The sequence below is a fragment of the Micromonospora citrea genome, from assembly GCF_900090315.1.
GTDB classification, from domain to species: Bacteria; Actinomycetota; Actinomycetes; order Mycobacteriales; family Micromonosporaceae; genus Micromonospora; species Micromonospora citrea.
Genome location: NZ_FMHZ01000002.1, coordinates 1,485,021 through 1,505,344 on the forward strand (window position 1 = coordinate 1,485,021; position 20,324 = coordinate 1,505,344).

The 20,324-nt window shown below is 73.7% G+C and carries 19 protein-coding genes; 12 read left to right on the forward strand and 7 right to left on the reverse strand.

Annotated elements, in window-relative coordinates; genetic code table 11:
- Nucleotides 1-5 precede the first annotated feature (5 nt).
- The 3 genes from GA0070606_RS06900 to GA0070606_RS06910 form a co-directional block, all read right to left on the reverse strand.
- Entirely contained in the window at nucleotides 6-536 is a 531-nt protein-coding gene (locus GA0070606_RS06900; RefSeq protein WP_091096084.1) for a DinB family protein, read from the reverse strand.
- 106 nt (nucleotides 537-642) lie between these two features.
- A complete protein-coding gene (locus GA0070606_RS06905; protein ID WP_091096086.1) occupies nucleotides 643-831 on the reverse strand; it encodes a hypothetical protein in 189 nt (62 codons plus the stop codon).
- 154 nt (nucleotides 832-985) lie between these two features.
- Nucleotides 986-1,900, reverse strand: coding sequence for a DUF72 domain-containing protein (locus GA0070606_RS06910; protein ID WP_091107398.1), 915 nt, complete (start codon nucleotides 1,898-1,900; stop codon nucleotides 986-988).
- A gap of 129 nt (nucleotides 1,901-2,029) precedes the next feature.
- Here GA0070606_RS06910 and GA0070606_RS06915 point away from each other — a divergent pair, with 129 nt between their 5' ends.
- From GA0070606_RS06915 to GA0070606_RS06930, 4 genes are all read left to right on the forward strand, one after another.
- A complete protein-coding gene (locus GA0070606_RS06915) occupies nucleotides 2,030-2,533 on the forward strand; it encodes a DinB family protein (protein WP_091096087.1) in 504 nt (167 codons plus the stop codon).
- Between the two features lie 119 nt (nucleotides 2,534-2,652).
- A complete protein-coding gene (locus GA0070606_RS32415; protein ID WP_176737258.1) occupies nucleotides 2,653-3,465 on the forward strand; it encodes a hypothetical protein in 813 nt (270 codons plus the stop codon).
- Between the two features lie 484 nt (nucleotides 3,466-3,949).
- On the forward strand, nucleotides 3,950-4,996 hold the full coding sequence (locus tag GA0070606_RS06925; protein ID WP_091096091.1) for an NAD(P)-dependent alcohol dehydrogenase: 1,047 nt from the start codon (nucleotides 3,950-3,952) through the stop codon (nucleotides 4,994-4,996).
- A gap of 23 nt (nucleotides 4,997-5,019) precedes the next feature.
- Nucleotides 5,020-5,535, forward strand: coding sequence for a 2'-5' RNA ligase family protein (locus GA0070606_RS06930; protein ID WP_091096093.1), 516 nt, complete (start codon nucleotides 5,020-5,022; stop codon nucleotides 5,533-5,535).
- Here the strand turns inward: GA0070606_RS06930 and GA0070606_RS06935 are convergent.
- A complete protein-coding gene (locus GA0070606_RS06935; protein ID WP_091096095.1) occupies nucleotides 5,495-6,460 on the reverse strand; it encodes a DMT family transporter in 966 nt (321 codons plus the stop codon). The two genes, GA0070606_RS06930 and GA0070606_RS06935, sit on opposite strands and share 41 nt — an antisense overlap.
- Nucleotides 6,461-6,562: 102 nt before the next feature.
- Here GA0070606_RS06935 and GA0070606_RS06940 point away from each other — a divergent pair, with 102 nt between their 5' ends.
- From GA0070606_RS06940 to GA0070606_RS06950, 3 genes are all read left to right on the forward strand, one after another.
- Complete coding sequence (locus GA0070606_RS06940) at nucleotides 6,563-7,462, forward strand: LysR family transcriptional regulator (RefSeq protein ID WP_091096097.1); 900 nt, start codon at nucleotides 6,563-6,565, stop codon at nucleotides 7,460-7,462.
- A 217-nt stretch (nucleotides 7,463-7,679) separates the two neighbouring features.
- Nucleotides 7,680-9,422 (forward strand): exo-alpha-sialidase, encoded by a 1,743-nt coding sequence (locus GA0070606_RS06945; protein ID WP_176737259.1) that lies wholly within the window; start codon nucleotides 7,680-7,682, stop codon nucleotides 9,420-9,422.
- Between the two features lie 146 nt (nucleotides 9,423-9,568).
- Nucleotides 9,569-10,414 (forward strand): S1 family peptidase, encoded by an 846-nt coding sequence (locus tag GA0070606_RS06950; protein ID WP_091096101.1) that lies wholly within the window; start codon nucleotides 9,569-9,571, stop codon nucleotides 10,412-10,414.
- 49 nt (nucleotides 10,415-10,463) lie between these two features.
- Here GA0070606_RS06950 and GA0070606_RS06955 read toward each other — a convergent pair whose 3' ends face one another.
- The gene (locus GA0070606_RS06955) at nucleotides 10,464-11,549 is read right to left on the reverse strand and encodes a PIN domain-containing protein (RefSeq protein WP_091096102.1); all 1,086 of its coding nucleotides are present in this window, start codon (nucleotides 11,547-11,549) and stop codon (nucleotides 10,464-10,466) included.
- A 163-nt stretch (nucleotides 11,550-11,712) separates the two neighbouring features.
- Between GA0070606_RS06955 and GA0070606_RS06960 the strand changes: the two genes are divergently transcribed.
- Nucleotides 11,713-12,906 carry an endonuclease gene (locus tag GA0070606_RS06960; RefSeq protein ID WP_091096105.1) on the forward strand — a complete coding sequence of 398 codons (1,194 nt, stop codon included), beginning with the start codon at nucleotides 11,713-11,715 and terminating at the stop codon, nucleotides 12,904-12,906.
- 69 nt (nucleotides 12,907-12,975) lie between these two features.
- On the opposite strand, the gene GA0070606_RS06965 is transcribed toward GA0070606_RS06960, so the two are convergent.
- Together GA0070606_RS06965 and GA0070606_RS06970 are read right to left on the reverse strand one after the other, a co-directional pair.
- Nucleotides 12,976-13,863, reverse strand: coding sequence for an ion transporter (locus GA0070606_RS06965; protein WP_245724594.1), 888 nt, complete (start codon nucleotides 13,861-13,863; stop codon nucleotides 12,976-12,978).
- Nucleotides 13,864-14,275: 412 nt separating this feature from the next.
- Nucleotides 14,276-14,908 (reverse strand): CG0192-related protein, encoded by a 633-nt coding sequence (locus GA0070606_RS06970; protein ID WP_091096107.1) that lies wholly within the window; start codon nucleotides 14,906-14,908, stop codon nucleotides 14,276-14,278.
- Nucleotides 14,909-15,198: 290 nt separating this feature from the next.
- Between GA0070606_RS06970 and GA0070606_RS06975 the strand changes: the two genes are divergently transcribed.
- The 4 genes from GA0070606_RS06975 to GA0070606_RS06990 all read left to right on the forward strand — a co-directional run bounded on the left by GA0070606_RS06975 (nucleotide 15,199) and on the right by GA0070606_RS06990 (nucleotide 20,322).
- Entirely contained in the window at nucleotides 15,199-17,457 is a 2,259-nt protein-coding gene (locus tag GA0070606_RS06975) for a catalase (RefSeq protein ID WP_091096109.1), read from the forward strand.
- Between the two features lie 196 nt (nucleotides 17,458-17,653).
- On the forward strand, nucleotides 17,654-18,046 hold the full coding sequence (locus GA0070606_RS06980; protein ID WP_091096111.1) for a hypothetical protein: 393 nt from the start codon (nucleotides 17,654-17,656) through the stop codon (nucleotides 18,044-18,046).
- A gap of 110 nt (nucleotides 18,047-18,156) precedes the next feature.
- The gene (locus GA0070606_RS06985) at nucleotides 18,157-19,464 is read left to right on the forward strand and encodes a helix-turn-helix transcriptional regulator (RefSeq protein WP_091096113.1); all 1,308 of its coding nucleotides are present in this window, start codon (nucleotides 18,157-18,159) and stop codon (nucleotides 19,462-19,464) included.
- 243 nt (nucleotides 19,465-19,707) lie between these two features.
- A complete protein-coding gene (locus GA0070606_RS06990) occupies nucleotides 19,708-20,322 on the forward strand; it encodes a TIR domain-containing protein (RefSeq protein ID WP_176737260.1) in 615 nt (204 codons plus the stop codon).
- Nucleotides 20,323-20,324 lie beyond the last annotated feature (2 nt).

The window sequence follows — 20,324 nt, forward strand, 5'->3', positions numbered from 1 at the left end:
GGCGGTCAGGCTCGGGGAGCGGCCGCGCGCAGCAGCCGGAGTTGACCGATCTCGGCGACGTTCTTCATCAGCTCGGCGTTGGCCCAGGCGACCATGTGCGTGACCGTGTGCCCGGAGTCGTCCTGCCAGGGAAACGGGGCGGTGCGGTCGAGGTCGGCGTCGGTGAGGCCGTCGAGCACGTCAAGCCACTCCGTACGCAGCCCACGCAGCCAGGCGACGGTGGGCCCGCCCGCACCAGGCCAGGCGACGTCGGTGCGCTGCCGTACGGTTCGACCCCGCAGGTGGTCGACGGCCACCGTCCACCACCAGCCGATGTGCCAGGTCAGCCAGGCGATCGTCGGAACCGGGACCGGATCGGGCTCGGTGTCTGCCCAGTCGGGCACCAGGTCGCCGTTCGCGTCGCGGCGCACCGTCCAGCAGTGTTCGGCCGGCTCCCAGAGGAAGTCGGCCGGTTCGAGGCGCTCCAGGTGGTGTTCGAACAGCGCCCAGGTCAGGTCGAACTGCCAGCGCAGGAGCGCGCGAGAGGATTCCGGCACCGGCCGATCATGTCGCAGGACACGCGGCCGGGTCGACGGAATATGGACCGGAGCCCGGGGTCGACGGCCACGCTCCGCCCGGGGCTCCGGTCCGATGTCTCCGGGCTCAGCCGCCGACGGCGTCCTCGGGGGTCCGCGTCGGCGCGGGCGCGACCGGGTGACCGGTGTCGTCCACCAGGCCGGGCGCCATGCTGCCGCCGTGCGCCTCCTGCGCCTCCCGGGTCTCGCGCGCCGCCGCGTCCTGCGGTACGCCCGGCATCTCGTCACCGGGCCGCTGCTGCCGCTGCTCACTCATGGGTCGCTCCTCCCGTCGGTCGACGCCACCGGCGGTACCCGGCCCGTCCCGGCGAAAACCTGACCGACGGGGTGGGACCGCCCACTTCGACACCGGGCTGTGCCGCCGGTCCAGTCGTGCCGGCTGCCGTCCCGGCCGGCCGGGACGGGCGCCGTCAGGCGGACGACGCCGCCTCCGCCCGAGCCGGTCGCCCCACCGGCTCGACGCCCAGCAGCCGGGCCAGCCGTTCCGCGTCGCGCTGGGCCTGGTCGCCGCAGCAGTTGTTGAACAGGACGTGCAGCTCGTCGGCCTGGCCGGCAAGCTCGGTCAGCAGCTCCGACCAGCGGCGCAGCTCCTCGTCGCCGTACGCGTAGCGGAACTTCTCCTGCTTGTCGCCCGTCCCCCACGCGGTGCTGTGGCCATGGAAGCGGACAACCGCCAGCTCCGACGTGGCGAACAGGATGGGCGGCACCGACGACGGGTGCCCCTGGGGCATGTCCACGCAGACGAAGGAGAGGCCGCGCTCCCGCAGGAAGCCCAGCGTCTCCAGCGCCGCCGTGCCGTCGAACCAGGACCCGTGGCGCAACTCGACGGCGACCCGCCACGGCCGGCAGCGCTCGGCCACCTCCGCGATCCGTCGTTCGGCGGCGGCGCCGCGGGCCAGCCACGGCGGGAACTGGAGCAGGACCGCGCCGAGCCGGTCGGCCGCCGCGATCGGCTCGAGCGCCGCCCGGAACCGGTCCCACAGCTCGTCGTACGCGGCCGTCGGCAGGTCCCGGCGGCGGACGCGGCCCTGGCCGCCGGCCGGGCGCAGATCGCGGGGCAGCATCGCCACCGGCGTCGGGTGGCCGGTGAAGAGGCTGAACGCCTTGACGTCGAAGGTGAACCCCTCCGGCGTGGCGTCGACCCAACTCTGGGTCGTCTCCGGCACCGGCACGGCGTAGTAGGAGGTGTCCACCTCGACCATGGGGAACCGCTCGGCGTAGAAGTTGAGCCGGCCGGCCGGAGTGTTCGCCCGGCGCGGGTACCAGCCCGAGCGCAGCAGCATCTGGTCCGCCCAGGATGACGTGCCCACCTTGATGACACCCATGTAGTTCACTGAACCGCGTACCGGACGAATCGGCAACCGCTGGCGGAAACCGGCGTACGCCCGCGCCTTCCTGTCGGTGGTCGCGCCTAGGGTGACTCCCGTCTGGACGACCGGAGAAGGGTGGCAGGGATGACGATGTCCGAGCAGCTGACCGGGGAGCGGGCCGAGCTGACGCAGACCCTGCGCCTGCACCGCGGGTTCCTGCGGCAGACCGTCGCGGGGCTCACCGACGAGCAGGCCGCCACCCGCAGCACGGTCAGCGAGCTGTGCCTGGGCGGCCTGATCAAGCACGTGGCGACGGTCGAGCAGCGGTGGGCGCGGTTCGCGGTCGGCGGCGCCGACGCGATGAACAGCGAGCCCCTCGACTGGGCCGGGCAGTTCCGGATGACCGACGGCGAGACGCTGGCCGGGCTGCTCGCCCACTACGACGAGGTGGCCGCCGCGACCGACGAGCTGATCGCCACGCACGACCTCGACGCCGCCCACCCGCTGCCGCAGGCGCCCTGGTTCGAGCCGGGCGCGACGTGGTCGGTCCGCCGCGTCCTGCTGCACCTGATCGCCGAGACCGCCCAGCACGCGGGACACGCCGACATCCTCCGCGAGTCGATCGACGGCGCCAAGACCATGGGCTGAGCTGCCCGGGGGCATCCTCCGCGCCCTCTCCGGCCCGGCGCTTGTCGGACGTCACACCCGATCCGTGTGACGCCCCGACGGTGGGTGGCGCTGAGGGACACGAGATGAAAGCACACCGGATGGACCAGGAAACCGTCGAGCGGCTGCTCGGCGGTCCGGTCGTCGACCCGCAGGACGTTTCGCGACCGGTCGCGTCGCTCCTGACCGCGGTCCGGGCCGCACCCCTCCCCGGTGAGCTCACCGGGGAGGACGCCGCGGTGCGGGCGTACCGGCTGGCCCGGGCCGGCACTCCCGTCGGCACGCCGGCGCGCGGCCGGTCCCCGATGCTCGCCAGGCTCGGCGTCCGCGCGGCGATCGCCGGTGCCGCCCTCGTCGTCACCGGCGGGGTGGCGTACGCCGCCACCGGTGGCACGCTGCCCGGGCCGCTGCGCGGCCCCGCCCCGTCCACCGCGCCCGCCACCGCGCCCGCTCCGCATGGCTCCGCCCCGGCCGCCTCCCCCACCCGGGCCGAGGGCCGGCCCGCCACGCCCGGGTCCACGGTGGACGTCCCGCCCGAGCAGCGGGCGGCGGTGACGAAGCTGTGCCGGGCCTACCGGGCCGACGGGGACGACCCGGACCGCGCCCTGGACAAGCCGGTCTACGACGGCCTCGTCCGCGCGGCCGGTGGGCGCGGCAAGGTGACCGGCCTCTGCGACCGCCTGCTCAGCGAGGCACCCGAGAGCCCGGGAGGGTCCGGCACACCGACCGACCGCCCCGGGGTCGAACCGACCGCCCGGCCGACCGGGCGGCCCGCGATATCGCCGTCGGTGCCGGCCGGGCTGCCGCCGGTGCCCGGCGTCCAGGTGACCCCCGGCATCCAGGTCACGCCCGGCGGCGTCCAGCTCTCGCCCGACCGGGATCGGCGCCCCCCGAGCAGCGGCGACGAGCGCTGACCCACGCCCCCGCCCGACCCCGACCCCGGGCGGGCCGCGGGCATCGGGCGGCGAGCCGCAGGCGGCGGGCGGCGGGCGGCGGGCGGCTGGCGGCTGGCGGCTGGCGGCTGGTGAGGCGATCTCACCCGGACGGGGTGACTCCCACCGCCCGGAGTCCGAACGCCCGAACCGCGCCTCGGCCGCCGACGCGGCCTGGGCCGGATCACACCCACCTCGCCGAACTGCCCTGCGCAACGCCCGCAGGGTCGGCCCGGCGCCCCCACGGTCTGCCCGGCGCCCTCAGCGGTCGGCCCGCCCACCGATCGGCCCGCGACCTAAGCGGTCGGCCCGGCACCCTCACGCCCACCGATCGGCCCGCGACCTCACCGGTAGGCCCGCGCTCGCGCGGTTGGCGCGGCACGTGGGAGCGGCAGCGGCCGTTTGACCTGGTGCTGAGCGGGCAGGCGAGGAACCGGAGACGAGAACCGGAGAACAGGAGACGGCCATGCGCGCGCTGCGGTTGCCGAGCTGGAAGTCGGAACCCGAACTGGTCGAGGTCGACGAGCCCACCCCGGGCCCGGGACAGGTGGTGGTGAAGATCGGCGCTGCCGGGGCGTGCCACTCCGACCTGCACCTGATGCACGACTTCGAGGCCGGCGCGGTGCCCTGGAATCCGCCGTTCACGCTCGGCCACGAGAACGCCGGCTGGGTGCACGCCGTCGGCGACGGGGTGACCGGGCTGACGGTGGGCCAGCCCGTGGCGGTGTACGGACCGTGGGGCTGCGGCACCTGCGCCCGCTGCCGGGTGGGGGTCGACCCGTACTGCGAGAACATCGCCGAGGCGCCGGTGCCCGGCGGGGGCGGCGGCCTCGGCCTGGACGGCGGCATGGCCGAGTACATGCTGGTGCCGCAGGCCCGGCAGGTGGTGCCGCTGCCCGACGGGCTCGACCCGGTGCTGGCGGCGCCGCTGACCGACGCGGGGCTCACCCCGTACCACGCGATCCGGCGTTCCTGGCCGAAGCTCGGCCCGACCAGCACCGCCGTGGTGATCGGCGTGGGCGGCCTGGGGCACGTCGGCGTGCAGATCCTCAAGGCCACCACCTCGGCCCGGGTGATCGCGGTGGACACCCGCGAGGAGGCGCTGAAGCTGGGCGAGGAGTGCGGCGCCGACCTCACCATGCTCTCCGGCGAGGGCACCGCCGAGGAGATCCGCCGGGCCACCGGCGGCCGGGGCGCGGACGTGGTCCTGGACTTCGTCGGCGCCGACCCCACCCTCGCGCTCGGCGTCGCCGCCGCCCGCACCGTCGGCGACCTCACCATCGTCGGCATCGGCGGCGGCACCCTGCCGGTGAGCTTCTTCTCGGTGCCGTACGAGGTGAGCATCCAGACCACCTACTGGGGCAGCCGGCCGGAGCTCATCGAGGTGCTCGAACTGGGCGCCCGTGGCCTGGTGAAGCCGAAGGCGACCACCTTCGGGCTCGACGAGGCGGTCGTCGCGTACCGGAAGATGGCCGACGGCACCCTGGAGGGCCGGGCCGTCGTCGTGCCCTGACCGCCGCGTCCTAAAGTGATCATGTGGTCGCGGCGCTGGAGCTCTACCTGGACACCGACGCCACCCGACGGATCCGGGTGCTCTGGGACGCGCTGGAGTCCGAGGGTGTGCAGAGCATGCGCTCGCTGCTGGAGCAGCGGCACCGGCCGCACGTCTCGCTCGCCGTCGCGCCCCGCTTCGATCCGGAGCGGGTGGCGGCGGCGCTGCGCGGCACGGTGGTGGCCGCCCCGCTGCGGCTCAGCTTCCAGCACGCCGGCCAGTTCGTCGGCCGGGTGCTCTGGCTGGGCCCGACCCCAACCGCCGAGTTGCTCGCGCACCACGCTCGGGTGCACGGGCGGCTGGCCGAGGCCGGGATCGGGCTTGTCGAGCACTACCAGCCGGGGCGGTGGGTGCCGCACTGCACGCTGTCGATGCGGGTGCCGAACGCCCTGATGGCCGCCGCCGTACGCCGTTGCCTGGAGATGCTGCCGCTGGAGGCGACCGTGGTCGGCGCGGCCCTCACCGACCACGCCCGGGGCCTGTCCCTTCCGTTGCCCTGAGGGTGGCGACGGGGGTGCGGGTGGCGGCCTCCGCGACCGGCGTGGGTGGTGGCGCCGCCCCGCGTCGCGTCAGGGCCACCCCGGCGAGCACGACGACCATTCCGGCGACCGTCCGTGGGGTCAGGCTCTCCCCCAGGAAGACGGCTCCCAGCGCCACGGACACCACCGGCAGCAGGTATCCGACGGCGGCGGCGTTGGTCGCGCCCTCCTCCGCGATGACCCGGAAGGTGAGGTGGAAGGTGACCGCCGTGCAGAGCACGCCGAGGACGAGGACGGCGATCGCGGTCGCCGGAGTCGGCCGGGGCGCGGTCAGGCCACCGGCGGGCAGGGCGAGCAGGCTCCACCCGGTGGCGGCCACGAGTTGGGCGGCCGACAGCGCGATGGTCGGGACGCCCCGACCGGCCAGCTCGCGGCCCATCCAGGCGAAGCCGACCGCGTAGCTGGCGGCGGCCCCCAGGATGGCGAGCGAGTCCACGCTGACGAGGCCCGCCCGCCCCCAGGGCGCGAAGATCAGCGTCACGCCGGCGAAGCCCAGCAGCAGGCCGGTCAGCCGGATCGGGCGCGGCGTCCGCTCCGCCCCGAGTGCGATGCCGAGCAGCAGCGCCCAGAACGGCGTCGTCGCGTTCAGCACGCCGGCCACCCCGGAGTCGACGGTCCGCTGGCCGACGCTGAACAGCGCGAACGGCAGGGCGTTGCAGAGGAAGGCGGCCACGACCAGGCGGCTCCACGTCGCCCGGTCGCGGGGCAGGCGGTGCCCCGCCCAGCGGCAGGCGGCCAGCAGCGCGGCGGCGCCGAGGGCGCACCGGGCGAACGTGACCTGGGCGGGCGACAGCTCCGCCAGGGCCACCTTGATCCACAGGAAGGTCGAACCCCACAGCAGGGCCAGTACGCCCAGCCGCGGCACCGCCCACGGTCCCGCGCCCATCGCCGCCCCCGTCGTCGGTCGCTCATCTGTCGCGCTCCACCGTCCCCCGGCCGACTCGACAGGACAAGTGAATGTTTCTGCGCGACTGTTAAGGTCTGCTGCATGCTCGACGTACGGCGGATGCAGGTGCTGCGCGCGGTGGTGACCGGCGGGTCGGTGACGGCGGCGGCGGCCCACCTGGGCTACACGCCCTCCGCGGTCAGCCAGCAGATCGCCGCGCTGGAGCGGCAGGCGGGCGCCGCGCTGCTGGAACGGTCCGGCCGGGGCGTCCGCCCGACGGCGGCCGGGCTGCTGCTGGCCGAGCACGCGGCCGTCATCGGCCGGCACCTCGCCGAGGCGGAGACGGCCCTGGCCGAGTTGCGGGCCGGGCGCACCGGGCGGCTCGCGGTCCGCTACTTCGCCACCGCCGGCGCCGCCCTGGTGCCGCCGGCGCTGGCCCGCTTCCGCCGGGACCACCCCGACGTCCGCGTCGACCTGCGACTGGTCGACCCCGACGACCCGCTGCCGGAGGTCGAGCGGGGCGAGGCCGACCTGGCCGTCGTGGTGCACCCCCGGGGCCGGGCGAGCCGCGCCGGCGTCCGCCTCGTCCACCTGCTCGACGACCCCTACCTGGCCGTCCTGCCCCAAAGGCACCGACTGGCCGGCAGGCAGGTGCTGGACCTGGCCGACCTGGCCGACGAGCCCTGGGTGGGCAGCGAGCCCGCCGGCCCGTGCCGGGAGGTCGTGCGCGACGCGTGCGGCGCCGCCGGCTTCAGCCCTCACGTCGCGGTCGAGAGTGAGGACTACCCGACCACGCAGGCGTTCGTGGCCGCCGGGCTCGGGGTGGCGGTGGTCCCGCACACCGGTCTGGACAGCCCGCGTCCCGACGTGGTCGTGCGCCCCCTGCGCAACCCGAGCCCGACGCGCGCGATCCACGCGGCCGTGCGGGAGTCCACGCTGGACCAGCCCGCCCTGCGCGGCCTGGTCGACGCGCTCCGGCACGCGGCCGCGGCGCGCCGCTGACACACGGGGCCGCCGCGCGCCGCTGACACGCGGGGGCCACCGCGCGCCGCCGACACGCGGGGGCCGCCGCGGCCGCTGGCGCGTCCGCCCGTCAGGGACCGCCGGGGCGGGCGATCGACACACCACTATCCGTCGATGTCTTGACCGGGCGCGGCACTACCCTTACGTTCATCGGACGTCGTACGTCTTACGACTACCGTCCCCTGGAGGTGCCACCGTGCCCCTGCCCCGATCCCTGACCCTCGCCGTCGCCCTGGCGCTCGCCGTCACGGCCGGCACGTTCGCCGTCCCGCAGGTCGCGTCGGCGGCGCCCGCCGGCGTGACCGCCACCGTCGGCGCCGACTGCATCACCAGCCGGCTGACGCTGCTGCTCGACAACCGCAGCACCGCGACGCAGACCTTCACCGTCACCTGGCCGAACCGCAGCGGTTCACCGTGGACCCGCACCGTCGCCCCCGGCGCCACCAGCGAGCTCTACTGGACCCTGTCGCCGGGCACCCCGTACACGCTGCGTACGACCACCCCGACCGGGCTGGACGAGGAGGTCGGCGGCATCTTCCACTGTGGCACCGGCATGTCCGCGCTGGTGAGCGTCGACTGCACCGCCGGCCGCCTCCAGCTCGCCCTGGAGAACCGCACCACCACCAGCCGGACGTTCACCGTCACCTGGCCCGGGCGGTCCGGGTCACCCTGGACGCGCACCGTCGCCGCCGGCGGCAACGCCCTGCACTACTGGACCGTCCCGCCGGGCACCGCGTACGAACTGCGCACGACCGCGGCCGGCTTCGACACCACCCACCGGGGCACCGCCACCTGCGGCCTCACCCCCGGCACGCCGCGGCTCAACCACACCACCCTGATGAGCAGCAGCACCGTCATCCGCGGTCTCAACGGCCCGAACGGCCGCTACGACGGCACCGTCGCCTCCGTCCGCATCCCCGGCATGGCGGTCACCGGCAACGGCACGATCATCGCCGTCGCCGACGCCCGGGTCGACGGCTCGTACGACCTCGGCGGCGGCACCAACAACATCCAGCTCGCCATGACCCGCAGCACCGACGGCGGCCGCACCTTCGAGCAGCCCCGCGTCATCCTGGCCCCGCCGACCACCAGCGAGGGCGTCGGCGACCCGAGCCTGCTCGTCGACCGGACCACCGGGACGGTCTACTGCTTCTACACCTACTCCCCGCGCCCGGGCATCAGCTTCTGGTCCGGCTCGTCGGGCAGCAACGCGGCCGACGACCCGAACAGCATGCACCTGCGGTACATCACCAGCACCGACCACGGGGCGACGTGGAGCGCGCCGGTGGAGCTGAACCCGACGGTCAAGGACCCCACCTGGCGGCAGGTGTTCTTCTCCTCCGGGCACGGCATCCAGACCAGCAGCGGCCGGCTGGTGCAGCCGATCGCCTACCGGGACGCGGCCGGCACCAGCCACGCCGCCAACGTCTACAGCGACGACCACGGCCGCACCTGGCGGCGCGGCGGCTCCGCCGGGGCGAACATCAACGAGAGCAAGGCCGTCGAGCGCGGCACCGGGGCGGTCGTGCAGAACATGCGGCACAACGGCACCCGGTACCGCTACTACTCCACCTCCACCGACGGCGGCGCCACGTTCGGCGCGGCGACGGCCAGCGCCTCGCTGACCGACCCGCTGTGCAACGCCGACGAGATGTCGTACCTGACCCCGGCACAGGTCGGCGCGAACGGGGCGCCGGTGCGCACTCGCACCGTGCTGTTCAGCAACAACGCGCACCCGACGGCGCGGGAGAACCTGACGGTGCGGCTCTCCACCGACGACGGGGCGACCTGGCCGGCGCGCGCGCTGGTCCGACCCGGGGCGGCCGGCTACTCGACGATGGCCGTGCTCGCCAACGGCGAGGTGGGCAACCTCTACGAGATCGGCGCGGGCCAGGTCGTCTTCGCCCGGTTCACAATGGACTGGGTGCGCGGCGCCTGACCCGGCGCGGTCCCGGCACGTTCGGCGTGCCGGGACCGCGCGACCGCGGCCGGCGGCGCGAGCTCCGCCGGCCGCGGGTTGTCCTCGCGGCGGTCGCGGGTGGATCCTGTACGGGATCGACCGAGGCGAATCTATCGGAGGTTCGGATGCGTCGTCTCTCGCTCGCCCTGCTCCTGCTCGCCGCGCTGCTGCTCGGCCTGCCGGCGCCCGCCCACGCCGACCGCGCCGACCCCGACCGCGCCGCGGTCGCGCTCGCGGCGGTACGCACCGCCGGCACCGCCTGGGGGCTCGACCCCGCCACCGGGCGAATGACCCTGACCGTCGACGACACCGTGTCCGCCCGGGACGTGGCGGCACTGCGGGCGACCGCCGAGCGCGCCGGAGCGCTGCTGCGCCGGGAGCCGGGGCGGCTGCGCGTCCTCATCGCCGCCGGCCAGGCCGTCTACGGGGGCGGCGGGCGCTGCTCGCTCGGCGCCAACGTCCGCAGCGGCACCACCGCCTACTTCGTCACCGCCGGCCACTGCACCGCCGCCGCCTCGACCTGGTACGCCGACGGCGCGCAGACCACCGTCCTCGGCACCCTGGCCGGCAGCAGCTTCCCCGGCAACGACTACGGGCTGGTCCGCCACACCAGCCGGATCGCCCACCCCAGCGCCGTCTACACCCACCCCGGGCTGCTGACCGTCCACGGCGCCGGCAACGCGTACATCGGCCAGGCCGTCTGCCGCAGCGGCGCCACCACCGGAGTGCGCTGCGGCTCGGTCACCGGGCTCAACGCGACCGTCAACTACGCCGAGGGCAGCGTCACCGGGCTGATCCGGACCAACATCTGCGCCGAGCCCGGCGACAGCGGCGGACCGCTCTACGTCGCGGCCACCGGCACCATCATCGGCATCCTCTCCGGGGGCAGCGGCAACTGCACCACCGGCGGCACCACCTACTACCAGCCGATCACCGAGATCCTCGCCGCGTACGGCCTGACGATCCCCTGACCGGCCGGGCCGGCCCCGTCCGCGCCACGGGGCCGGATCGTGCCGCAGGTCAGCCGGTGCGGGGGGTGAGCAGGTAGTCGTCGGCCTCCGTGCTCCAGCGCAGGTCGACGACGCCGCTGGTGGCGGCGGCCTTGCAGAACTGGAGGAAGCTGCGGTAGCCCAGCTTCTTCTCGCTGAAGTCGGGGCGCGCCCGGCGCAGTTGGTTCTTGAGGCCCGACAACGCCACCGCCCCCTCGTCGCCGGCCAGATCCGACACCACCGAGCCGAGCAGCCCGAACGCGACCTCGCGGTCGCCGTGCTCGGGCAGGCCCACCTCGGGGTCGCCCTTGGCGGGGCCCTCCCCCAGCTCGACGACGTTGTGCTGGGCGAGGTGCCGCAGCAGCTCCCCGAAGGTGCGGAACCCGTAGTCGGACTCGCTGAACGTCGGGTCCTTCCTGAGCAGGGTGCGCTTCAGCGTCGAGGCGGTGACCTCGCCGCTGGAGCTGCCCTGGAGGCCGGCGACGGTCTGCGCCACCAGCACGGCGAGCGTGTCCACGTCGCGCGCGGCCTCCTCCTCCGCCGCCGGCTGCGCCTCGGGCTCCTGCTCCGGTTCCGCCGGGGGCAGCTCCGGCCCCGACGGCCGAACGGGACGGCCGCGCCGGCCGCGCGGCGGAGCGACGTCGACGCCCTCCAACCGGTCGTAGTAGAGGAACTCGTCGCACGCCGGCGGCAGCAGCGCCGAGGTCGACTTCTCCACCCCGACGCCGATGACGCGCTTGTTCAGCTCGCGGAGCTTGTGCACCAGCGGCGTGAAGTCGCTGTCGCCGGTGCAGATCACGAAGGTGGAGATGTAGGCGCGCTCGAACGCCAGCTCCACCGCGTCGACGGCCATCTTGATGTCGGCGGCGTTCTTGCGCGAGGCGCCCATGCGCTGGGGGATCTCGATGAGCTCGACGTGCGACCGGGTGAGCATCCGGCGGTCCTCGTCGAAGTACGACCAGTCGGCGTACGCCCGGCGCACCACCACCCGGCCGCGCTCGGCGAGGGCGTCGGCGATGGGCCGGAGGTCGAAGGCCGCGCCGCCGAGGTGGTCGCGCGCCCCCAGCGCGAGGTTCTCGTAGTCGAGGAACAGGGCGATACGGTCCTCTTGATCCACGCAGCCAGCCTACGCCCGCCACGGTGCCCGCACCCGGCGACCGGGCGGGCCCGCCGCCGCGATTTCCTGCCCCCCGCGGCCACCGTGGCGGTCCCGTCGGTAGTCGAAAAGTTGCCCTCCCGCTGTGCCGGCGTTCACCCGCATCCCATTAACATCGCTGCCCATGAATACAAAGAGCAGTACCCGCTCGGGACCCGGCAGGCTCGCGCTGGCGTTCGCGCTGGCCGCCGTGCTGGTGGCACCCGTCGTGGTGACGGCGACGGTGGCGTCGGCCGCCACCACCCTGACCGTGGCCCAGGCGCTCGCCGCGCAGGACGGCCGGACGGCGACCGTGACCGGCTACGTGATCGGCCAGCCGACCAGCGCCACGACCGTGCTCCGGTCGGGCTTCACCTCGGACACCGCCATCGCCATCGCCGACACGGCGGCCGAGACCGGCACGAGCAGGATGCTCTACGTCCAGGTCACCACCGCGTACCGGAGCACCTTCGGGCTGCTCACCAACCCGGGCCTGCGCGGCCAGCGGGTCACCGCCACCGGCACGCTGACCGCGTACTTCAGCCACGGCGGACTGAAGAGCCCGACGGCGATGAGCCTCGGCGGCACCACCCCGTCGCCGAGCCAGTCGCCCACGCCGAGCCCGACCGGCACCGCGCCCGGGGGCGGGTACGACTCCACCTACTACGCCAGCGCGATCGGCAAGACCGGCCCGGCCCTGCGCAGCTCCCTGCACTCGATCATCAAGGTGCACACCAGGCTCTCCTACGACCAGGTGTGGGAGGCGCTGCGGGACACCGACCAGGATCCGGCGAACGCCAACAACGTCGTCCTGCTCTACACCGGCCGGTCGCAGAGCAAGACCAGCAACGGCGGCGGCGTCGACGACTGGAACCGCGAGCACGTCTGGGCCAAGTCGCACGGCGACTTCGGCACCGCCACCGGCCCGGGCACCGACGTCCACCACCTGCGGCCGACCGACGTGTCGGTGAACTCGACGCGCGGCAACAAGGACTTCGACAACGGCGGCAGTCCCGTCGCCGAGGCGCCGGGCTGCTACACCGACGCCGACTCGTGGGAGCCGCGCAACGCGGTGAAGGGCGACGTGGCCCGCATGATCATGTATATGACGATCCGGTACGAGGGCACCGACGGCTGGCCCAACCTGGAGATGAACCAGTCGGTCAACAACGGCACGGCGCCGTACCACGGTCGGATGTCGGTGCTGCTGCAGTGGAACCAGCTCGACCCGCCGGACGCCTTCGAGAAGCGCCGCAACCAGCGGATCTACGAGCGCTGGCAGGGCAACCGGAACCCGTTCGTCGACCACCCGGAGTGGGCCACGGCCATCTGGGGCTGACCCGTCCACGCGCCGACGCCGCGGCCGGTCCCTCCGGGGGACCGGCCGTTCGTCGCCGCACCACGCGCGCTACCGGCCGCCCGTGCGCTCGCCGTGGCGGTGACGCGGCAGGCCGTGCCCGTCCTCCCGGTCGATGCGCAACTCGCGTTCCAGCTCGGCGATGACCACCCGCAGGTCGTCCAGCCGCTGGGTGAGGGCGATCCGGTCCACCTCGTCCGGCACGCCGTCACCGTCCTCGTCGTAGTCCGGCGCCAGCCGCTCGGTCATCTCCAGCCGGCGCGCCTCCTCCATGGAGTTGACGATGACCGCGATCAGGATGTTCAACAGCAGGTTCACCGTGATCATCACGAAGCTGACGTAGTAGAGCAGCGTCCACGGCGACACCGCCATGCCCTGCTCGATGAGGTCCGGCAGGGTCTCCAGTGACAGCAGCACGAACAGCGTGAGCAGGGAACGGCCGATGTCGCCGTACTGCTCCGGATACCGATCCCCGAAGATCAGCCAGCCCGCCATGCCGTAGACGTAGAGGGTCACCGCGGCCAGCGCGAGGAAACCGGCGACGCCGGGGATGCTGCGCCACAGCGCCGACACGATCGTGCGCAGACCCGGGGAGAAGCGCACCAGCCGCAGCACCCGGGCGACCCGCACGAAGCGCAGCAGCGCCGAGTCGCCGTGCAGGCCGGGTATGAAGATCGCCGCGGTCACCAGGAAGTCGAAGACGTTCCAGCCGTGCCGGAAGAAGTCCTGCGGCCGGCGCCCGTACGCCAGCACCCGGATGGCGATCTCGGCGACGAAGACCAGCCGGAAGAGCCACTCGAACCAGCGCAGGGCGCGGCCCGTGGCGCCGAGGTCCGGGTAGGTCTCGACGCCGAGCACCACCCCGTTGGCCATGATGATCACGACGATGGCCACCTCGAACGGGCGCGACCGGGCGATCCGGGCGCACCGTTCCGCCACGCTCGTCCGGCCCTGGCCGGGGGTCGCCGGCGGAGCCCCCCGCTGTCCGGGCACGGGCGGGCGGCTCACCGCCACCGCGCCCGCGCACCGCCCCGGGCGATGGCGAACCGGTCGTCGGGCAGGTGCGGGGCAGGCATGCGGACAGCCTAGAGCGCGCCCTGGCGACGGTTTCCCGCCCCGGTCAGGCGTCCGCGTAGCGGCGCGACCCGTCGATGTCGGCCCGGATCAGGCGGCCCCGCGCGACCAGCAGCTCCAGGTGCGCCGCGGCCCCTGCGACGGCGAGCATCCGGTTGAACGGGCCGAGGTCGCCCAGCTCCCGGACGCGGTCCAGTCGCCGGGACCGCCGTCGTCCAGGATCATGCCCCGACGACAGGCCCGGCCGTGGCCGTGGGCCGGGCGACGCGGGCGGGCCTCAGCGCGGGCGGGCGTACGCCAGCGGCAGCGGGGTCGGCTGGCCGTCCCAGGTGCCGGTCAACGTGGCCCCCTCCGGGTGGCTCCCGTCGTCGAGGCGACGGACGACGACCAGGTCGACGGTGTCCGTGACGACGAGCGTCGGGTCGTCGGGCACCACCTGACGCACCGCGCCCACGGCGGGCGCCTCGCCGCCGGACGCCCCGCTGCTGGTGACGGTCATGCTGCGCGGCCGGTGCTCCATCCGGCCGTCGATCTCGATGTACTCCTCCGCCTGGGCAGTGCCGGCGAGCACGGCGCTCGCCAGCGCCGCGGCGTAGACGGGGTCGCCGCACGCGTCGTACACCCAGCGCCGCCCCAGCACCGAGTGCTCGGTGGTGCCGACCAGCCACTCGTCGCCGCCGTCGAGGGGGGCGCCCCGGTACGTCAGCGGCACCTGGTGGATCGGCCCGTCGCCGGCCCGGACGAGCAGCGTCTCCATGCCGACCTCGCCGGCCGGGTCGTCGAACCGGTAGGCCGCCACCCGGACGACGTCCGCGCCGGGCGTCCCCCGGAACCACGGGCGGCCGGGCAGCCACGCCGCCACGAGTTCGAGTTTGGTCGGACGAAGTTCCGCCTTGTGCAGCAGCGCCATACGCGAATCGTAGAGGCCGCCTCGCGATCCGCGGCAGCGGCCGGCGGGACGCGGCAGCGGCCGCCGTTCCGGCCGTGCCGCAGCCGACACGGTGGGCGGCGGGACGGCCCGCGAGCCACCCGCCTTCCGGGCGGCGGCGGGTCCGACCGACCGGCCACCCGCGCGCCTCCGCGCCGCGCTGAGGGAGACGCATGTCGCCCATCTCCCGGCGTTCCATCCGTTTTTGTCCCTTGACCCGGGGGTAGGGGCCCAGGTGCCTGCTCCTGTCCGCTCCCTGGAAGGACCACCAGATGGATTCCCGCAAGCCCGTCAAGGCGGTCAAGGATGTCGTGGAGGCCGCCGCCGAGAAGATGGCCGGCGTCCTGACCTCGGAGGTGCCCGGCGCGCCGGGCAGCGCCCCACCGACCGTCGACGAGCCGACCACGCCGCACGACCCGCTGCCGCCCAAGGCGGAACAGGGCGCCCCGGAGGCCCGCACGCCCACCGGCGCGACGACCGGCGCCCCGACGACCGCCAACGGTCAGCAGGGCGCCTTCCTCACCACGTCGCAGGGGGCGCGGCTCCGCGACACCGACCACTCGCTCAAGGCCGGGCCGCGCGGCCCGGTCCTGCTCCAGGACCACCACCTGCGCGAGAAGATCACGCACTTCGACCACGAGCGCATCCCCGAGCGCGTCGTGCACGCGCGCGGGGCCGGGGCGCACGGCGTCTTCGAGGCGTACGGCACGGCCGAGGGCGTGACGAAGGCGGGCTTCCTCAGGAAGGGCCGGACGACCGACGTCTTCGTCCGCTTCTCCACCGTCCTCGGCTCGCGCGGATCGGCCGACACCGTCCGCGACACCCGTGGCTTCGCGACCAAGTTCTACACCGACGAGGGCACCTTCGACCTCGTCGCCAACAACATCCCGGTCTTCTTCATCCAGGACGCCGTCAAGTTCCCGGACGTCATCCACGCCGGCAAGCCGCACCCCGACCGGGAGATCCCGCAGGCCCAGAGCGCGCACGACACCTTCTGGGACTTCGTCTCCCTGCACACCGAGGCGCAGCACCACACGATGTGGAACATGTCCGACCGGGGCGTTCCGCGCTCGTACCGGATGATGGAGGGCTTCGGCGTCCACACCTTCCGGCTCGTCAACGACGCCGGCGAGACCGCGCTGGTCAAGTTCCACTGGAAGCCGAAGCTGGGCGTGCACTCCCTGACCTGGGAGGAGACGCAGATGCTCGGCGGCATGGACCCGGACTTCCACCGCCGGGACCTGTACGACGCGATCGAGGCCGGCGCGTTCCCCGAGTGGGAACTCGGCCTCCAGGTCTTCCCCGACACCCCCGAGGAGACCTTCGCCGGGATCGACCTGCTCGACCCGACGAAGATCGTGCCCGAGGAGCTGGCACCGGTGCAGCCCGTCGGCAGGCTGACGCTCAACCGGACGCCGACGAACTTCTTCGCCGAGGTCGAGCAGGTCGCGTTCCACCCGGGCCACCTGCCGCCGGGCATCGACGTCACGAACGACCCGCTGCTGCAGGGCCGGCTGTTCTCCTACGTCGACACGCAGCTGACCCGGCTGGGCGGGCCGAACTTCTCGCAGATCCCGGTGAACCGTCCGCACGCCCCGGTCAACGACATGCTGCGCGACGGCTTCCACCAGCAGGCCGTCCACGCAGGCGTCGCGCCGTACCGGCCGAACTCGCTCGACGGCGGCAACCCGTTCCCCGCCGGTGACGGCGACGGCGCGTTCGTCGACGTGCCGGTGACGGTGGCGGAGGCGCCCAAGGTACGCGCGAACCCCGTCTCGTTCGACGACCACTTCAGCCAGGCCCGCCTGTTCTGGCTGAGCATGTCGCCGGTCGAGAAGGAGCACATCATCCGCGCGTACACCTTCGAGCTAGGCAAGTGCCACCACCAGGCGATCAAGGAACGCCAGCTCCGGTGCCTGGCCAACGTCGACCCGGTGCTGTGCGCCGAGGTCGCCACCGGCCTGGGCCTGCCCGCGCCGGAGCCCACCGTGCCGCTCGCCGACGTCGCGCCCAGCGCCGCGCTGTCGCAGGTCGGCAGGCAGTGGCCGGCCGACGGCCGGACAGTGGGGATCGTCGTCGACCCCGCCCGCCTCGACGACGTCGCCGAGGTGCGCCGGGCGGTGTTCGGCGCCGGCATGGTGCCGCTCCTGGTCGCCCCGCACGGCGGCACGGTCGGGGACCTGCCCGTGCAGCGGACCTTCGCCACCGGGCGGTCGGTCGAGTTCGACGTGCTCCTGGTCGCCGGGGCACCGGCGCCGGCACCGGACGCGCTGCCCGCCCGCGACGCCAAGGCGGGCGCGGCCGACTCGGCGAACGTAGACCCGCGCGTGCTGCTCATGGTCGAGGAGTGCTGGCGGCACGCCAAGGCGATCGGCGCGTGGGGCGCCGGCGTCACCGTGCTGCGGCAGGCGGGCGTGACCGGCACGCCCGGCGTCGTCACGGGTGACTCCGGAGGCGAGGTCCTCGCCGCCGTGCAGCGGCTGATGGCCGCGCACCGGGTCTGGGAACGGTTCCCCGCCACGGTCGCCTGACACGTTCGTACGCCACGAGGGGCCGTCCTCCGCCATCCCCGGCGAGGGCGGCCCCTCGTGGTCGGCGACCACGCCCGGGTGGCCGCTCCGGGTTGATGGTGGCTGGGAGAATCCGGGGTTGTTGGTGGCTGGGAGAATCCGGGGTTGTTGGTGGCTGGGAGAATCCGGGGTTGTTGGTGGCTGGGAGAATCGTGCGGTGGCCGAGGACGCGTACCTGCAGATGATCCAGTCGGTGATCACCCGGTTGGCGACCCAGTCGACAGCGGTGAAGACCTGGTGCGTGACGGTGACAGCGGCCCTGCTCGGGTTCGGAGCGAAGGCCGAGACGGCCATCGTCGTGTTCATCGCGTTCTACGTCATCGTCGCCTTCGCCGTGCTCGACGCCTACTACCTCTGCCTGGAACGCGCATACCGCACTCTCTATCGCGACGCTGTCAGCCAGGCGACTGCGAGCTGGACGCTCACGATAAATGGGCCGGGGCTCGCCGATGTCCTCCGCGGGCTACGCAGTCCGTCGATCGCACTGGTCTACGGATCGTCCATTCTGGCGATTCTCGGCGTCGGTACCTATGTCGCGCTCGCCGGTTGAGTCACACCTTCACTGGCCGATCGGGCAACCGCTCTCGACCGCGTCACCCGTCGCCACTACCGTTGTCCGCGTCCCTTTCCGGTTGTGCGACGGAAACACGGTGACCCGGCATGGAAGAAAACCCGTCCAGTCCGCATAATTTCGGCAACGAGCTGCGCCGGCTCCGCCTGGAGTCGGGGTATTCGTTGAGTGATCTCGCCCGAGAGATCAATTACACCAAGGGGCACCTCTCGAAGATCGAGTCGGGACACAAGCGACCCAGCCTCGAGATGGCCCGACTCTGCGACGCGTTCTTCGCCGCCGACGGCACGCTCCTCCGGCTCGTCTCGGCGCGGCGCGCGCCCGAGGCCGGCGACACCGCCGGAGCGGATCGGAGGGACGAGGGATTGACCATTCACACCCGTCCAGACGGCTCAGGCGAGTTCCACGCGGTCAGCCGCCGCGCGCTGCTCGCCTCCGGCACCGTGGCGATGATGTCCTGGACGGCCCGCCCGGTGGCCGCCGCACCACCGGCCGCGGTCCTCCAGGACGGTTTCGACGCCTACCGCCGCCAGCTGACCAACCTTCGGGCACTCGGCCAGACCAGTCCGCCGGCCGAGGTCTTTCCGCAGGCCGCAGCGGTGGTGAGCGCGTTGCGCGGTCGCGCCGTGCGGGCATCCGGCACCGAGCGGGCGCAGGCGCTCTTCCTGGCGGCGCGGTTCGCCGAGTACGCGGGCTGGATGGCCCAGGAGAACGGCGACGACACCACCTCCACCTGGTGGACGGCGCTCGCGGTCGAGCTGGCCGAGGCGGGCGACGACCCCGAGATGGCGGGCTACGCGCTGGTTCGCGCAGCCGAGATCGCGCTCTACCGGCAGGACGCGATCGGCGTGCTGGACGCCGGCCAGGCGGCGTTGGCCCGGCCCGCCGGGGCGCGGGTGCGGGCCTTCGCGCTCCAGCGGATCGCGCAGGGCCACGCCCTCGCCGGTGACGAGGTCCGCTGCCTGCGCGCGCTCGACCAGGCCGAGGAGCTGGTCGACCCGATCGGCGTCGAGGCCGTTGCCGGGCCGCCGCTGGGCACCAGCACCGTCCACAACCCGATCCCGTTCGTCCGCGGCTGGTGCCTGCACGACCTGGGCAGGCCGGCGAAGGCCGCCGAGGTGCTCGTGCCCGAGTTCGACCGCATCCCGGCGTCGGCGTTCCGCGCGCGGGCCCGCTACGGCGCGCGGCTGGCGCTGGCGCTGGCCAGCCAGCGGCAACTGGACCACGCGTGCGCCGTGGCCGAACAGACGATCGCCGCGGCCCAACTGGTCGACTCCGCCACCGTCCGGGTCGACCTCCGCCTCCTGCGGCGGACCCTCGGTCGCTGGCGGGACGCACCCGAGGTCCGCCGGACGAACCAGGGCCTGACCGCCGTGCTGCACGTCGGCGGCAACTGACGACAACGATCCGGCGGAGCACGCGGTACCAGGTGTTCCGTTGTCTGTCCGATCGGGCGAGGGAAACGCCATTGTGTTCCCTCGATGGTTGGTGAAACTCTTGTTCCGCCGAACCGATTGACGCATCGGCCGCGGCTCGACACGCGACCCGAGACCGTCTTCACCGCAGTTTCTTCGACCTGTCCGCCGATGACCTCACCTGCTCATCGGTCGGGCCGTCAACCTTCTCGAAAGGCGGGGCCGATGGCCGGCGCATTCATCAATTACCGGACGGGCGACGGCCACGACAAGGCCGCGCTGCTCAACGAGAGACTGTGCGCCGTCTTCGGCAAGGAGCAGGTCTTTCTCGACTCCACCGGCCTGCCGGCCGGTCGACTGTTTCCGCCGGAGTTGAAGCGACGCCTCCGCGAGAGCAGCGTCCTGCTCGTCCTCATCGGCAGAAACTGGCTCGACGTCCGGGACGCGAACGGACTCCGACGGATCGACGACCCTGACGACTACGTGCGCTACGAGATCCGTAAATCGATCAAGCGGCAGAAGGTCGTGCTGCCGGTCCTGCTGGACGGGGCGCCCCTGCCGTCCCCCGTGGACCTGCCCGGGGACATCGTCGACCTGCCGAGCTTCCAGTACCGGCACCTGCGCACGCGCGAGGAGGCCAAGGACCTCGAAGAGATCGTCAGGGTCCTCCGCCCGCACATCCTGGAGCGCGGCGGGTCGAGCAACGCGGCAGTCACCACGAACAATTCGTACGCGCCGAACGGCGCCGCCGCCAGCGGCTCCAACGCGTCGGCCGTCTACAACAACCACAACGCCCCGGGGTCGCGGGCGGACCGCTTCGACGCGGGCGGGAACGAATGAGC